The 14,440-nt window shown below is 56.8% G+C and carries 14 protein-coding genes; 9 read left to right on the top strand and 5 right to left on the bottom strand.

Features of this window, described 5'->3' with window-relative positions:
- Positions 1–384: 384 nt before the first annotated feature.
- A complete protein-coding gene (locus N1030_RS14680; protein WP_265826248.1) occupies positions 385–777 on the top strand; it encodes a Ros/MucR family transcriptional regulator in 393 nt (130 codons plus the stop codon).
- A gap of 106 nt (positions 778–883) precedes the next feature.
- Here the strand turns inward: N1030_RS14680 and N1030_RS14675 are convergent, their stop codons facing one another.
- Both N1030_RS14675 and N1030_RS14670 read right to left on the bottom strand, forming a co-directional pair.
- On the bottom strand, positions 884–1,540 hold the full coding sequence (locus N1030_RS14675; RefSeq protein WP_265826247.1) for a hypothetical protein: 657 nt from the start codon (positions 1,538–1,540) through the stop codon (positions 884–886).
- Positions 1,541–1,673: 133 nt separating this feature from the next.
- Positions 1,674–4,688: an EAL domain-containing protein gene (locus N1030_RS14670; protein WP_265826245.1), complete on the bottom strand. Its 3,015-nt coding sequence runs from the start codon at positions 4,686–4,688 to the stop codon at positions 1,674–1,676.
- Positions 4,689–5,064: 376 nt separating this feature from the next.
- Here N1030_RS14670 and N1030_RS14665 point away from each other — a divergent pair, with 376 nt between their 5' ends.
- The 8 genes from N1030_RS14665 (at position 5,065) to N1030_RS14630 (ending at position 11,839) form a co-directional block, all read left to right on the top strand.
- Positions 5,065–5,832 carry a cytochrome c3 family protein gene (locus N1030_RS14665; RefSeq protein ID WP_265826244.1) on the top strand — a complete coding sequence of 256 codons (768 nt, stop codon included), beginning with the start codon at positions 5,065–5,067 and terminating at the stop codon, positions 5,830–5,832.
- Positions 5,833–5,841: 9 nt separating this feature from the next.
- The gene (locus N1030_RS14660; protein WP_265826243.1) at positions 5,842–7,023 is read left to right on the top strand and encodes a 4Fe-4S dicluster domain-containing protein; all 1,182 of its coding nucleotides are present in this window, start codon (positions 5,842–5,844) and stop codon (positions 7,021–7,023) included.
- The gene (locus N1030_RS14655; RefSeq protein WP_265826242.1) at positions 7,023–7,982 is read left to right on the top strand and encodes an RnfABCDGE type electron transport complex subunit D; all 960 of its coding nucleotides are present in this window, start codon (positions 7,023–7,025) and stop codon (positions 7,980–7,982) included. The genes N1030_RS14660 and N1030_RS14655 overlap by 1 nt, the downstream gene beginning before the upstream one ends.
- Before the next feature lie 3 nt (positions 7,983–7,985).
- Positions 7,986–8,564 carry an RnfABCDGE type electron transport complex subunit G gene (rnfG, locus tag N1030_RS14650; protein WP_265826241.1) on the top strand — a complete coding sequence of 193 codons (579 nt, stop codon included), beginning with the start codon at positions 7,986–7,988 and terminating at the stop codon, positions 8,562–8,564.
- A gap of 29 nt (positions 8,565–8,593) precedes the next feature.
- Positions 8,594–9,268: an electron transport complex subunit RsxE gene (gene rsxE / locus N1030_RS14645; RefSeq protein WP_265826240.1), complete on the top strand. Its 675-nt coding sequence runs from the start codon at positions 8,594–8,596 to the stop codon at positions 9,266–9,268.
- Between the two features lie 16 nt (positions 9,269–9,284).
- On the top strand, positions 9,285–9,857 hold the full coding sequence (locus tag N1030_RS14640; RefSeq protein WP_265829077.1) for an electron transport complex protein RnfA: 573 nt from the start codon (positions 9,285–9,287) through the stop codon (positions 9,855–9,857).
- Positions 9,858–9,930: 73 nt separating this feature from the next.
- A complete protein-coding gene (rnfB, locus tag N1030_RS14635; RefSeq protein WP_265826239.1) occupies positions 9,931–10,812 on the top strand; it encodes an RnfABCDGE type electron transport complex subunit B in 882 nt (293 codons plus the stop codon).
- 13 nt (positions 10,813–10,825) lie between these two features.
- Positions 10,826–11,839, top strand: coding sequence for an FAD:protein FMN transferase (locus N1030_RS14630; RefSeq protein ID WP_265826238.1), 1,014 nt, complete (start codon positions 10,826–10,828; stop codon positions 11,837–11,839).
- A gap of 373 nt (positions 11,840–12,212) precedes the next feature.
- Here the strand turns inward: N1030_RS14630 and N1030_RS14625 are convergent, their stop codons facing one another.
- From N1030_RS14625 to N1030_RS14615, 3 genes are all read right to left on the bottom strand, one after another.
- Complete coding sequence (locus N1030_RS14625) at positions 12,213–12,563, bottom strand: YbjQ family protein (protein WP_265826237.1); 351 nt, start codon at positions 12,561–12,563, stop codon at positions 12,213–12,215.
- Positions 12,564–12,837: 274 nt separating this feature from the next.
- Positions 12,838–13,908, bottom strand: coding sequence for an HDOD domain-containing protein (locus N1030_RS14620; protein WP_265826236.1), 1,071 nt, complete (start codon positions 13,906–13,908; stop codon positions 12,838–12,840).
- A 9-nt stretch (positions 13,909–13,917) separates the two neighbouring features.
- Complete coding sequence (locus N1030_RS14615) at positions 13,918–14,391, bottom strand: hypothetical protein (protein ID WP_265826235.1); 474 nt, start codon at positions 14,389–14,391, stop codon at positions 13,918–13,920.
- Positions 14,392–14,440 lie beyond the last annotated feature (49 nt).

The raw sequence follows: 14,440 nt of genomic DNA, 5'->3' as shown, positions 1-14,440 counted from the left end.
ATGCAAAGAGGCGCATCTGAACCGCATTGCAACGCTACCGATTTCAATTATCCGCAAAAACACACAACAAATACTGCATACCAACACATAACACAGCACAACAATCCACATTAAACGATGTATGAAATCGTTATACCCCCAAATCAGCAACGGTATTCTCACTCACGGAAACAAATTTCAATGGCAATAACCGTATCTCATCCCCAATTAGATTCTTTTATTCCAATTTAACAGACATTAATTCTTTCAATCTATTACCAGTTACAGTCTTATCAAAAATTCATTGCGCTTTTCGATGTTTTCTGAAATAAAACGCCGGAGTCGCTTCACTCCCTTACACATATACGGGACTCATGTGACTGCCCGATCCGAAGGAGTAGGATAATGGAAAACTACCTGAAGGAAGCCCTTGAAATCGTGAAGGCGCAGGCCAGCGTCCGGACCATGACGGAAGAAGAAATCACCACAATGGTCAAGAAGCTGGCAGATGGTATCAAGGCAATCAGCGAAGGCTGTGCCATAGGCGATGATGCAGACTCCGTTGAAATGGATCCCAAAAAAGCCATCAAGGAAAAGACCATCACCTGCGTTGAGTGCGGCAAGTCTTTCAAGATACTGACTAAAAAGCACCTTGCCACGCATGGTCTCACCGTCGAAGAGTACCGAGAGAAGTGCGGCTACAAGAAGGGGACCCCGCTGGTTTGCAAGTCTCTGCAGCGCGAACGCCGCAAGAAGATGAAAGATATGAAATTATGGGAACGTCGCAATCAGGACTAACCTCCTGACTCTATCACTTTTCTGAAAAGGCATCATGTATGCCTTTTTCTTTTTACAGCAGTCGCACAACATAATTTCACAGCGCCACAACAGTACAGCAACTGTACTACTCTCTCATTGCGAAAGCTCGTGTCGCCTCCCCCAAGGCAGGGTCTGCGAGTACAAGGAACGCCTCCGTCCACTTCCCGGTCACCAGATTCAGATACAGATAGGGCTTATTCGGCCGCACTCCGGGAACCGAGCAATCCGGCGGCGCTTCAAACCAGTAGACATGGTACACCGCGTGCCCGGGAAATAGCTCGCTGCACAACAGCTCGTACGGTCCGTATTCTGCCACGTAATCTGCCAATAACGCATCGGCCTTTTGCCCCGGCACGTGCGCCCGGGTATTTTGCGTAACGGACCACACCCCTCCGCCAAGCTCATCAGGCGCAAACAGCACCTGAAAAAAACCGCCATCAGCGTAACCCTGCTGCGTATACAGCCTGCGACCCAACTCCTCCCCCGCGCGGGTGGCATAACGCCCGATCTGCACATGGGGAAACTCAGCCCCGACCTGCCCGACGGAGTCGTGCAACCTGATGCCGAAAATAGCCGGAGCCCCAGTCTCTCCAGCAAAGGTGGCAGCGCTGCCCACAAACAGAAAAGCCAGGGACAGGAGCACTGCCCGCCACATGCCGCGCACAGCAGTCGCCCCCCTTCCCCCCAAATGATGGGAAAGAAGATGGAATAATGCTCCATGATGACGACGAGTTGCAATCATGCCGTACCCCTTTCAGCGGCAAGTTGGCGAACACTGTACCCCATCATAATAGTATGGATTATCAGCATGATAGTAGTCAACACCTGCCCCACCGCTGGCATTGTCTTCAGGGGGCTTGTTCATGACACGAGACTTACAGGCGAGGCGGCTTGGTAATGTGTTTGATGAACTCGTCTTCCGGCATGGGCTTGCCGAACAAATAGCCTTGAATCTCGTCACACCCCTGCAGCAGCAGAAAGGCCAATTGCGCCTCGTTTTCCACCCCTTCAGCTATGACACGCAGGTTCATGTGCTCCGCCATGGCAATAATGGTCGCAACAATGGCTGCATCGTTGGACTCATCGGGAAGACCGGTGATGAACGAACGGTCTATCTTGAGCGTATTGATCGGGAAGTACTTGAGATAATAGAGCGATGAGTACCCCGAACCGAAATCGTCAACCGAAATGGAAATACCCTTTTCCGCCAGCTGACGGAGCTTGTTGGAGGTCTGCGGAATGTCCTTAATAAGTGTTGTCTCGGTAATTTCCAGCTCAAGAAGCCTCGGATCAAGCCCCGTATCCCGCAGTATTTCGTCTATGCGACGCAGCAGGTTCGGCTGCTGGAACTGTTGCGGCGACAGGTTCACAGAACACCTCAAAGGAGCGATGCCAGCTTTGACCAGCCGCTGGGTCATTTTGCAGGCCTCCTCCATAACCAGTTCCCCCATCTGCACGACAAGGCCCGTTTCTTCCGCCACGCCGAGAAAGTCACCCGGCGAGAGCAGCAGGCCCTCGGGATGTTCCCAGCGCAGCAGGGCTTCCATGCCCGTATAGCTGCCGCTGCGGATGTCCACCTTGGGCTGATAATGCACAAGGAATGCGCCTTCCTGAAGCCCCTTGCGAATGTCGGACTCCAACTGCAGACGCCGCTGCACCCGTTCGTTCAAATACGGCGTATAGAGGCGAATTCTGTTCTTGCCCTGCTCCTTGGCCTGATACATGGCAAGGTCGGCACTCTGAATGAGCCCGTCCGGATCAGAACCGTCATGGGGATAGAGTGCAACCCCGATGGACATGGTGACGAAAAGGTCGTAGCCCGCAACAGTCAGACTTTGCTCAAAATGCTTGGCAATCCGTTCTGCAAGGTGCACCACGGCGGCCTCGTCCGTCACGTCTTCCAGCATGATGACGAACTCATCGCCCCCAAGGCGCGATATGGTATCCTGCGCCCGCAGCAGCCCGCGCAATTCCTTCCCCACCAGCTTCAGAAAATCATCCCCCACGGCGTGCCCGAGAGAATCGTTGATATTCTTGAAGTTATCCAGATCAATGAACAGAATGGCCACCATGGAACCAAAACGGTCCGCATGGGAGATGGACATGGATATGCGGTCCTTGAGCAGGGCACGGTTGGGAAGACCGGTGAGGGCGTCATGATACGCCTGAAAATGAATCTGCCGCTCCTTCTCCTTCATTTCCGAAATGTCGTGGAACACGGCAACATAGTGCCGAATGCTGCCTTGCCCGTCGCGGATGGCACTTATGGCGAGCCATTCCGGATATGCTTCGCCCCCCTTTCTGCGGTTCCATATCTCGCCTTCCCACGTGCCCGATGTGGTCAACTGCCGCCACATATCCTCATAAAATGCGGCGGGATGCCTGTCCGACTTGAGGATGCGCGGATTCTGTCCCACCGCTTCCTCGGCAGTATAGCCCGTAATATGGGTAAATGCCTCGTTCACGGCAACAATGGACCCTGATGCATCCGTAATGGTTATCCCTTCAAGGGCACCTTCAAACACCCTCTGAAACAGCTTGAGTTGCTGTTCGGCCTGCTTGCGCTCGGAAATGTCCCGTACAACAACCATCAGAACATCAGCGCCGGATATGGCAATGCCCCGGCACTGCACCTCAACGGGAAACACCTCCCCGTTTTTCCGGACGGCATCAGTTTCACAGCCGTCTCCCTGCACACCGCATCCGCCGCACAGCCAGCCATGTGCCTCATCATCCCCGACGTTCCACAGGTTCCTGGCGGGCATACCCACCATCTCTTCACGGGCAAAACCGAACACTGCCTCCGCGGCAACGTTGCAGTCCAATATCACCCCCTCGCCGGACTGCAGGTAGACCGCATCCGGTGCAAGTTCGAAGAGTGTCTGGAAGCGGGTCAGGGAATCTTTAAGCGCCTCTTCGGTCGCCTTTCTCTCGACGACCTCCTGCCGCAACTCGGCCGTTCTGGCCTCAACCTGCCGCTCCACCTCTTCCACATGCTGCTTCAAAATGATTTCAGCATGCTTCAAAGTGGTTATGTCGTGCGCGACGGTTCCAACCGACGTTATGGAACCATCGGCAGAGAACACCGGAAACTTGTGTACGGCAAAATTCAAACGGCCGTCAGGGGTGGACAGCTCCAACTCCCCTTCCCATACGGAGCCATCAGCCATGACCTGCCTGTTCACGCTTTCCAGCCAGCAGGCCGTCTCGCTGTCAAAGTGGTCGTAGTAGGTTGTTCCGGCAATGAGCTCTTCAGAGGTATGCCAGAGACTGGCCGTACGTTTGTTGGCAAGGATGAAGCGTCCGTCGCGATCCACGATATGCACAATGGACTGCGTGTTGTTGAGTATTCCCTGAAGGCGCGTCGTCTGCTCCTGCAGCTCCTGAAAGGCTCGTTGCCTGTCAGTCACCTCGACGCCGAAAAAGCAGATTGCCCCTACTTCCCCGTCTGTATTAAGCAGCGGCAGCTTGGCGGTTTCGAAATGCCGCAGCATACCTTCGTTCGGGTATGCCTGCATGCGGTAGCTGGGGCGACCTGTGGCAAAAATCTCGTCATCTTCCGCTTCGTTGCTTGCAAGAGCGTCCGGAGGAAGCAGATCCCGCGCAGTCAGCCCCACCAGATCCTGCCTATCCTTGCCGAAGAGTGATGCATACGCCTTGTTCACGGAAAGATATCGCCTGTCCCTGCCCTTGATGAACATCATGGCCAGGGAGTTGTCGAGCATGGCGTCCGTCAGGGCATAATCCATGAAATTGCCGAAACAAGTCGCTTCGTCCCCTGTTTCGCAAAGGCTGCGCGACACGTTCACGTCAGCTCCAGAGCTACGCTCCTGACGACTGGCATCCGCCCCTTTCTGGCGGGAACCCTTAGGAGGTTTCGTTACGTTCATGTCTGTTCCACCGGCACCTGTGTTCAGCTTTTTTCCACACGATAACAGATCCTCGCGGGTTACGCCACGAACGAAGCAACAGAATGTACCTTCCCCCCTCTGCCGCAGAGCGCCAAAACGACCTTTTCCTGCGTAACAACATCCTTTATTTTCACAAAATTATAAAAATTTATGGCACATTTTCCAAGATTTGAGCACTCACTCACGAGCTAACCCTCTGAAAAAAGGCTATTACTGCCGAGTTAATGAGTGACCACACAAAAAACCCTTCGATCTTTTCAAAATTCCCAAAATGGTCTAAAGCAATCGACGCCAACAGATATCTTTCGCATTTCGTACAGTTAGGTTTAACACCAAGTTTCGAGGAAGGTGTACCTTGCCAAAGAGATACTTTCCCATCGCCGTGCTGACCGGTATTCTGGCAGCCGTCGCCCTTTTCGGCTACATGACCCCGACCCAGTCGGAAGCGACCCCCGTCCGTATCCTGCTCGACAACGCAGGCGGAAAGGTGGTCTTCAATCATGTGGTCCACACCAGGGATTACGGCGCAGCCTGTGAAACCTGTCACCATGAGACCGTAGCCGGAGATATGGAACCTCTCTCCTGCGGTCAGTGCCATGGGGCCAACGTCACCGATGCCTGGGTGAAGGAGCATCAGACTTCCTTTACCAAGGACCTCCAGTGCGCGACCTGCCACCACGTCGAGTTCGACAAGGACTACGACTGGGGTCACAAGATGCATGAGGATATCGCCTCCTGCACGGATTGCCACCACGAAGACACCAACATCGAGCCTGAACCCGCCAACTGCGCGGACTGCCATCAGGACGAAGCAGACGGCAAAATGCTTGCCCTGCGCGATGCCGTGCACGTGAAGTGTCAGTCCTGCCACGAAGACATGTTTGCGGAAAAGCTCCAGGGCTGCAGCAAGTGCCACGGTTCCGTGGACCAGAAGGAAGCGCTCAAGGCCGGCCAGATGAGCAAGGAGTTCACCAAGTGTACCTCCTGCCATACCGACAAGGCCGTGACCGAAGTCATCCCCAACCGGATGAACGCACTTCACGCAAGCTGCATGGGTTGTCATGAAAAACAGGATGCCGGTCCCTACAAGAAGGGCGAGTGCAACCAGTGTCACTTCCGTTAGGAGAGCAATATGAGTAATGCTGTTTTCTCTCTGAACTACGGAGACAAGGGTAGCTTCCAGGACGGCCCTGTTCCCGCCGAACTTCGCATTCCTCTTTCCGGTCATGAAACCAAGACCGTAAAGAAGAAGGCCGAGGTGGCTCCCGGTACGCTTGTGGCCGACCACAAGAATGCCAAGACGGGTAACATGCATGCCGGCATCGCCGGTGTGGTGACTGAAATCACCGCAGACTGCATTGTTATCGCCGCTCAGGAACCCGCTGAACCCGCTTCCGTAGAAACCGTTGACGTATCCGCCCTTTCCGGCGATGCGCTTGCTGCCGCACTCAAAGGTCTGGGCGTGGACATCCGCCCCCTGATCAAGAAGTGCGATACCCTTATTATTAACGGACTGAACCCCGAGCCCGGCATCACCTTTGCTGATTCCCTGCTGGGCCAGTACAAGGCAACTGTCGAAGCAGGCCTCGCCGTGCTGAAGAAGCTGTCTCCCGCCAGCAGGTTCATGCTGGCCTGTGCTGACGGTTCCTCCGCTTCTCTCTCCGGCCTCACCAATGTTGCCGTGAAGCCGATGTATCCCAACAGCCTTGACGAGCTCATCATCGCCAAGGCCACGGGCAGCGAAAAGAGCACCGGCGTGCGGGTGTTGCCCCTGCATACCGTGTTCAACCTCGGCCTGGTCGCCCAGAGCGGCCTGCCCCTCACCAAGACCGTGGTCAGCGTGCAGGGCGAGAACTACATGGTTACCATCGGTACCCCTGTAAGCACAGTGCTGGAGCACGCAGGACACACCATCGCCGACGGCGACATGGTCATCCTCGGCGGCCCCATGCGCGGCACCGCCACCTCCGACCTGATGCGCGGCATCGGCAAGGACACGCAGGGTCTCTTCCTCATCAAGGCAGGAACCTTCGCTCCCGTGACCAACAAGCAGTGCATCAGCTGCGGCGAATGTGTTCTGCACTGCCCCTCGCGGATAATGCCCAACCTCATTACCCGTTACATCGAGTTCCGTGAGTATGATCAGTGCGCCGCTCAGGGCATTGACGTCTGTATGGAATGCGGCCTGTGTGCGTACTACTGTCCGGCACGCCGTCCCATGCTGCAGCTGATCAGACTCGGCAAACATCAGATCGCCCTCAAGGAAGCCCAGGTCAGCGCCTGCTCCCTGCAGGGTGCAGAGGGGGCTGCATAATGTCTAAAGAAGCATTGCCTACCGCGCCGTTCCTGGCTGTAGGTGCCGCACCCCATTATCATTGCGGCACGAGCATTCAGGGCATGATGCGCAATATCCTCATCGCTCTGGCGCCTGCCGTTGTCGGCGCGCTGTACTGGTACGGCATGGAAGCGGCCCGCGTCATGGCGCTGTCCGTCTCCACCGCCGTTGTTGTGGAATACCTCTCCTTCCGCGCCATGAACCGGGAAGTGGTGGTAGACGACCTGCACGCCGTAGTATACGGCCTGCTCTTCGCCTTCCTCATTCCTGCAGGTGCTCCCTGGTGGCTCGTCATGTGCGGTTCTGCCGTGACCATCCTCATGGGCAAGACCCTGTACGGCGAACTGGGCGGTTCTCCGGTTGTCGGCCCCGCCGTGGGCTGGGCTTTCTGCCGCGTTTCCTGGCCGCTGTTCGTTGACCCGGATGCGACCATGCTGAACACCGAAATGGTGAACCCGCTCACCCAGCTCAAGTACTTTGGCGCTGCACAGGTGAGCACCTTCAGCATTCCTTCGCTGATCTCCGGCGACCAGCTTGGCGCTCTTGGCGCAATGCAGGTGGGCGCGCTGCTCATCGGCGGCATCTACCTGATCGTGCGCGGAACCATCCGCTGGCAGATTCCCGCGGGCTTCCTCATCGGTGTGCTGGGCCTTGGCAGCCTGTATTACGCCATTGACCCCACCGTATACGCGAGCCCCGTGTTCCACCTGCTGACCGGCTCCACCATGCTGGCAGCCTTCTTCCTGATGACGGACACCTCCTCCTCGCCCAACGGCAACGTATCCCGTCTGGTATACGGCCTCATCGGCGGCGTGCTGGTCATCCTCATCCGGACCTACGGCAAATATCCCGACGGCGTCATGTTTGCAGTTCTCCTCGCCAACATGGTCAGCCCGCTGGTGGACCTCATCAAGCCCAAACCGTTCGGAGCGAGGTAAGCCATGCGTGAAATAATCAAGATGATCGTTGTGCTTTCCGCAATCTGTGGTCTTTCCGGCTTCGGCCTGTCCTACCTCAAGCAGCTGACCGCCCCCGCCATTGAGAACCAGGTTCTCACCTATGTGCAGGGTCCGGCCATCAAGCAGGTACTGACCGGTACGGATAACGACCCCATTGCAGATCGCAAGAAGTTCACGAACCCCGTTACCGGCAAAGAGATCAACGTGTTTCCCGCCCTCAAGGACGGAAAGCTCGTTGCCATCGCCCTGGAAGACTTCGGCGGCGGCTTTGGTGGTGACATTGGCGTTATCGTTGGTTTTAACGTGGAAAACGACACCCTCACCGGTATCGGCGTTACGACCATGAAGGAAACTCCCGGTCTCGGCACCGTGGTTGCGGACCCCCGATTCACCAAGCAGTTCAAGAAGCAGCCCATGGTTGTGGAACTGAAGTCCAAGGGTGGACAGATTGACGCACTTTCCGGTGCGACCATCTCCTCCACCGGCGTTGTGACTGCCGTTCAGAACGCTGCCAAGGTGTATCAGGCGATCAAGTCCGAAGCTACGGGCACCTGGAAATAGCCGGTCGTGAACCGATAAAGGAGAATACAATGGCCAGCATGTGGAAAGAGTTTTCCAAGGGCCTGTGGGCTGAACTGCCCCCGTTCCGGCTTATGCTGGGACTGTGCCCCACGCTTGCCGTTACGAAATCTGCCAACAACGGCCTCGGGATGGGACTTGCGGTTATCTTCGTTCTTGCCCTGTCCAACGTCGTTATTTCGCTGATTCGTAACATCATTCCCAAGAAGGTGCGTATCGCCTGTTACATCGCCATCGCTGCATCACTCGTTGTTGCGGTGGAATTGCTCATGCAGGCATACACCTATCCTCTCTACCAGCAATTGGGCATCTTCGTGCCCCTTATCGTTGTTAACTGTCTTATCCTCGGCCGCGCAGAAGCATTTGCAGGCAAGAACAGCGTTCTTCCCTCCCTTGCCGACGGTCTGGGCATGGGTATCGGCTTCACCGCCTCCCTGACCTTCCTCGGCGCGCTGCGCGAAGTGCTCGGCTACGGCACCCTGTTCGGCCACACCCTGTTCGGACCGAGCTTCCAGCCCGTCCACTTCATGGTGGAAGCACCCGGCGCCTTCGTTTCGCTGGGGCTGATTCTGGCCGGCATGAACCTGATGAGCATCCGCAAGGCCATGCGCCGTGGCGAAAAGCCCGCTGAAAACCCCATGCCCGGCTGCGAATCCTGTCGCGGTTGCGCCATGGGCAGGGATTAGGAGGTACTAAGTCATGATGGAATACTTCCTGCTTCTCATATCCGCGGTCTTCGTCAACAACGTCGTTTTGGCTCAGTACCTGGGTCAGTGTCCCTACCTTGGCTGCTCCAAGGAAAAGGGCGTGTCCATCGGCATGGGCGCGGCGGTTATCTTCGTTATGATCATCGCCACCCCCATTACCTGGCTCATTCAGTACAACGTGCTTGTGCCCCTGGGACTGGACTACCTGCAGACCATCATGTTCATTCTGGTCATTGCAGCGCTGGTTCAGCTGGTGGAAATGTTCCTGAAGAAGGCCGTTCCTCCCCTGTACAGCTCGCTCGGCATCTTCCTGCCGCTCATCACGACCAACTGCGCCGTGCTCGGCGTGGCCATCGTGGTACAGCGTGAAGGCTTCGACCTCGGTACGTCCACCTACTATTCCTTTGCCACCGGCCTCGGCTTCATGCTGGCGCTGATTCTGCTCGCAGCCATCCGCGAACGACTGGAAATATCCCGTCTGCCCCTGTCCATGAAAGGCGTTCCCGCCGCTCTGGTGCTGGCAGGCATTATGTCCATGTCGTTTATGGCGTTTGCAGGCATGATCTAGGTGGTCCACTGGCAAACAGGGACCAGAGGTAATTGACCCCCGCCAAGGGGGCAAACCCAGAAGGATAAGCATTATGCTGACATCTGTACTTTCTCTGCTCGCACTGGGCTTCATCGCCTCGGTCGTGCTTTCCGTGGCTTCCCGCGTGTTCTACGTGGAAGAAGACCCCAGAGTGGAAGCCGTTTCCGAAGCGCTGCCGGGCGCCAACTGCGGCGGTTGCGGATTCGCAGGCTGTGATGCCTACGCCGCAGCCGTTATTCAGGACCCCTCGGTTTCCGCGGGCCTGTGCTGCGCCGGCGGTCCTGAAGTATCCGCCCGTGTTGCCGAGCTTGCCGGAAAGGCTGCCGGTAGCGCAGATCCCCAGATTTCCTTCCGCCGCTGCGTGAAGGATGAGGGCAAGGTTAAGAAAAAATATGAATATCAGGGCCTTGATTCCTGTGCGGCTTCCGCACAGCTGGAAGACGGCCCCGATGCATGTAAGTACTCCTGTCTCGGTTTCGGGGACTGCGTGAAGGTTTGTAACTTCAACGCCATGTACCTTGAAAACGGGCTGGTGCAGATTGATCCCGACAAGTGCGTCGCCTGTGGCGCATGCGTAGGCGTCTGCCCCAACAAGATTCTGGAAATGATTCCCCGCCGCGCACGCGTTCAGGTCTTCTGCTCCACGCTGGACAAGATGAAGGACGTCATGAACGTGTGTGAAGCTGGCTGCATCAACTGCGGCAAGTGCGTGAAGAAGTGTCCTGCTCAGGCCATCTCCAATGCGGAAGGCAACATCAGGATCGACCACGCGGCCTGTCTCGCTTACGGCCCCGAGTGTGAAGAAGCCTGTGTGGACGCATGTCCGCGTAGCATCCTGCGCCTCATGTGCCACAACAGCGTGACGCTCAAGGCTGAAGCCGCTGCCGCCGCTGCAGCTGCCGCCCCTGAACAGCAACCCCAAGCCAACGCCTAAAGGAGCGAAGAGCATGAATACCAATCGTCGCCAGTTCCTCAAGGCATGCGGCATGCTCGGCCTCGGTGCCGCCGTCAACGGCGTGCTCCCCGTGGTTTCCGAAGCTGCCCGCGTCGGCAAGGAATACTCGGTGCACCAGACCCGTCTGATGATGGGTACCATTGTCACCATCTCCGCCCTGCATCCCTCCAAGCAGCTGGGCGAGGAAGCCGTGGGTCGCGCCTTCGAGGAAATCAAACGCCTTGAAGCCGTGTTCTCCCGCTTTGACGCCTCCTCTCCCGTGTCCGTGCTGAACAGGGACGGCAAGGTTTCCGGCATTCCCGCCGAACTCGCCGAGGTCATGGATCGTTCCAAGCGTTTCGGCAGCCTTTCCGACAACGCCTTCGACGTGACGGTACTGCCTGTGGTGGACCTGTTCCGCACCAAACAGAACCTGAACGGCGCGCTCGACCTGACCAAGGACGAGTTCGAACATGCACTGTCTCTGGTGGGCCAGCAGAACCTGAAGCTTTCCGGTCGCAGCGTCCGTCTGGACCGCGAAGGCATGGGCATCACGCTGGACGGCATCGCCAAGGGCTACATCGTGGACAAGGCTTCCGCCGTGCTCGCAGCACACGGTGCCGTGAACCACATGATCAACGCCGGTGGCGACATCCGCACCATGGGTGAAAAGTCCAAGGGCACCCCCTGGACCATCGCCATTGAAGACCCCGCCAAGAACGGCAACTACCCCACCGTGATCACCATGAACACCGGTGCCATTGCCACCTCCGGCGGGTACGAAGTCTTCTACGACAAGAAGCGTATGTACTCCCACCTCGTCAGCCCCGTGTCCGGCAAGAGCCCCAACAACGTGGCATCCGTGTCCGTTACCGCTCCCACCGTCATGGAAGCAGACGCGCTGGCTACCGCAGTCAGCATCATGCAGACCCGCAAGGGCCTGCAGTTCGTCAACAGCCTGCCCGGGCGTGAAGCACTCATCGTGTCCAAGACCGGTGAGCAGTTCACCACCTCTCGCTGGGCCTAGACTGAACGGCATAGCAATACGAAAGGCCGCCCCCCGGGGCGGCCTTTTTGCTTTCCTGATATGACTTTTCAGAGAGGTTTTATCTCCCTGGCGTTACCTGTTGGTCTGGCTTGCGCGTCTACAGCAAGCGGAACCAGCAAGCCCCCCCCAAACTCCCACTGGCCGCCAATACAAAAGAACCGCCCCCTTGCGGGGACGGTTCAAACCACATACGGCGTATTGCGAATCAGGAGGCCAGCTCCCAAATTTGATAACCGGAACGGATGGCATATGTCATCTTAATGACACCCTTGCGTACCCGTCAGAAGAAGTTGTGCAGCTCCTTCACGTCTCCGGCTCTGCCTGATTCAGCACGATACCCGAATAGCACCAATTAGACCGTGATGGCTTTCTTGGGCTTCTCGAACTGCACGGCAGTGCCGTAGCAGCAGAAATATTTACTTCCGTCAGGATGGAAGGCCACGTTTTCCTTGTAGCCGATGATGGCCTGCGCGCCCTTGTTCACCGCGCGGGCAGCCATGCCGAAGAAGGCTTCGTCCGAGTCATACCCGCGACAGACAACCAGACCCAGCACCTTGCCCAGAGCCCTTCCTTCCACAGATTCCGTAGTGACCACGGGAAAACGTCCCGTCATAAACAACTCTTTCACCACTTCCATATTTTCCGTGCGGGGGGCTTCCGCCTTGCGGGACTTCTTGTCGTTACCACCGAGTAAAAACAGCATGGCTTCCTCCTTATCACAGACGCCGCAGCGCCATGTTGTTGTCGTATGCCCCTGTCTCTGCAAAGCCCTTGCCAGAATGAAAGCCAGCTCTGCCCACGCATGAAAGCAAGACTGCAATTGCCTGTAACAACCTAAAATAAAAGACACAAAGGACACAACAAACCAAGCCAAGTGCAGAACTGGGGCAGAAGATGAAACGGAAGTTTTGACACGTGAAGAGAGCGAAAGGAAAAAGCGGCAAGCCCCTGCAACAGGGGTCGGAAAACAACGACAGCTACTGCAGAAGGACGCTGAACATCTCGTTCAGCAGAGCATCCAGTCCTTCCTCCACGGCAAGCAAATCTGCGGCGGAAAGCCCCATCCGCTTCCATGCCACCTCACTGAGAGGAGGAACCAGTTGCTCGGCAGTGGCGGTAAGACCTATGGCCTTGGCCATGATGTCCGCTACGTGGACGATGTTGGGTTCCATGAACTTCTCCGATTTCTCGGGAAGATGGTGATGCAGAACGCCCATGGTAACGGAGAAGGGAAAGTTCCATTTCCGCAGCATCATGCCACCCAGCTTGGCATGGTCAAAGCCGACCACCTCAGCTTCCGCGGCATACAGGGGAATCCCCTTTTCCAACGCCAACTGCATGATGACGGCAGCCTTTACCGGCCGCGCCGTAAACAGGGCCGCGCGGCCAAGGTCATGCAACAGACCGCACACGAAATACCGCTCAGGTTCCGGGAGTCCTGCGCGTTCCGCAAGTCGCTGGGAGATGATACCCACGGCGATGGAGTGCTTCCAGAACGCCTTGATGTCAAAACGTCCTTTCCCGGCATCGCCGAACATATCCATGACAGCAACACCCAGCGCCATGTTGCTGAGTTGTTTGGTACCCACCACGGTTACGGCCCGAGAAATCGTGTCTATCTGGGAAGGAAAACTGTAGTAGGCGCTGTTCACCAACCGGAGCAGGAAAGCTGACAATCCTGCGTCCCGGCTGACCACGGCAGCCACGTCGCTGGCGGAACTCTCCGGATCATTGATGACCTTCTGAAGCTCAGTGACCATCTGCGGCAGCGAAGGAAGCTTCATCTCCCCCTGCAGTACATCCAGCGGGTCAACAGGACCGTGGTCGGTATCCTTTACCTGCTCCGGGCGCGATGAAGGAATTGCGATACACTGGGACACATTGCGCAGGCACCAGCGCAAAGCCATATCGTACAGAACCCCGGAAACAGGGTGGTCGCTCTCCGCATAGCGGAACCGCCTGTCACAAAGGCTCACGACGCGGTCCATGGTCGCCTGATCGACACCATGTTCCGCGGCATTTCGAAACGGCTTATCGGAAAACCCCATACATCATCCTCATATGATCGGAATCTGCCCGAGCGACGCCCGCATCAGATACACCGCCACGGCAAAAACGTACCAGACCAGCCCGAACAGCACGATCTTCAACGACAGCAGAAAAAAGCGGGTTTTGCGATTGCGCATGGCGATAACCAGAGCCAGCCCCTCTGCAGTGGTCTCGCCGCGAAGCTCGGAAATCCAGTGCAGCCGCACAACGCCGGACAAGGCCACAGCAAGGCTGAGAAGAACGAACACCAGTCCGATGATGAGCGGATAACCGCTCCAGGGTCCGGCCGCTACTATGCGATGACCGGAAAAGCCCGTGACGGAAACGGCCAGCGCGCCGATGCCGAACACAGCCTGCGTGCGTTGGTGCAAGACGGCAAACTGCGCCTGCAGGCTTTTCCACACCTCGGCCTCGCTGCCCAGCACGGAGAGCATGTAGCGAAACTCTTCCCTGTTCTTCTCTGTTACAATAGAGCTGTTCATGCCCACATATTTACAGGAAATACCCTGCAAGGCAAGGTAGCTACAATTT

Origin of the sequence: Desulfovibrio mangrovi, assembly GCF_026230175.1 — a bacterium.
GTDB classification, from domain to species: Bacteria; Desulfobacterota; Desulfovibrionia; order Desulfovibrionales; family Desulfovibrionaceae; genus Halodesulfovibrio; species Halodesulfovibrio mangrovi.
Note: the sequence above shows the minus strand (reverse complement) of the source record. Positions and strands in the feature narration are given on the sequence as shown.

Bases quoted from the DNA above. Each gene is read 5' to 3' on its own strand.
- N1030_RS14680 (WP_265826248.1), top strand. From the start codon at position 385: ATGGAAAACTACCTGAAGGAAGCCCTTGAAATCGTGAAGGCGCAGGCC.
- N1030_RS14675 (WP_265826247.1), bottom strand. From the start codon at position 1,540: ATGATTGCAACTCGTCGTCATCATGGAGCATTATTCCATCTTCTTTCC.
- N1030_RS14670 (WP_265826245.1), bottom strand. From the start codon at position 4,688: ATGAACGTAACGAAACCTCCTAAGGGTTCCCGCCAGAAAGGGGCGGAT.
- N1030_RS14660 (WP_265826243.1), top strand. From the start codon at position 5,842: ATGAGTAATGCTGTTTTCTCTCTGAACTACGGAGACAAGGGTAGCTTC.
- N1030_RS14655 (WP_265826242.1), top strand. From the start codon at position 7,023: ATGTCTAAAGAAGCATTGCCTACCGCGCCGTTCCTGGCTGTAGGTGCC.
- rnfG (WP_265826241.1), top strand. From the start codon at position 7,986: ATGCGTGAAATAATCAAGATGATCGTTGTGCTTTCCGCAATCTGTGGT.
- rsxE (WP_265826240.1), top strand. From the start codon at position 8,594: ATGGCCAGCATGTGGAAAGAGTTTTCCAAGGGCCTGTGGGCTGAACTG.
- N1030_RS14640 (WP_265829077.1), top strand. From the start codon at position 9,285: ATGGAATACTTCCTGCTTCTCATATCCGCGGTCTTCGTCAACAACGTC.
- rnfB (WP_265826239.1), top strand. From the start codon at position 9,931: ATGCTGACATCTGTACTTTCTCTGCTCGCACTGGGCTTCATCGCCTCG.
- N1030_RS14630 (WP_265826238.1), top strand. From the start codon at position 10,826: ATGAATACCAATCGTCGCCAGTTCCTCAAGGCATGCGGCATGCTCGGC.
- N1030_RS14625 (WP_265826237.1), bottom strand. From the start codon at position 12,563: ATGCTGTTTTTACTCGGTGGTAACGACAAGAAGTCCCGCAAGGCGGAA.
- N1030_RS14620 (WP_265826236.1), bottom strand. From the start codon at position 13,908: ATGGGGTTTTCCGATAAGCCGTTTCGAAATGCCGCGGAACATGGTGTC.
- N1030_RS14615 (WP_265826235.1), bottom strand. From the start codon at position 14,391: ATGAACAGCTCTATTGTAACAGAGAAGAACAGGGAAGAGTTTCGCTAC.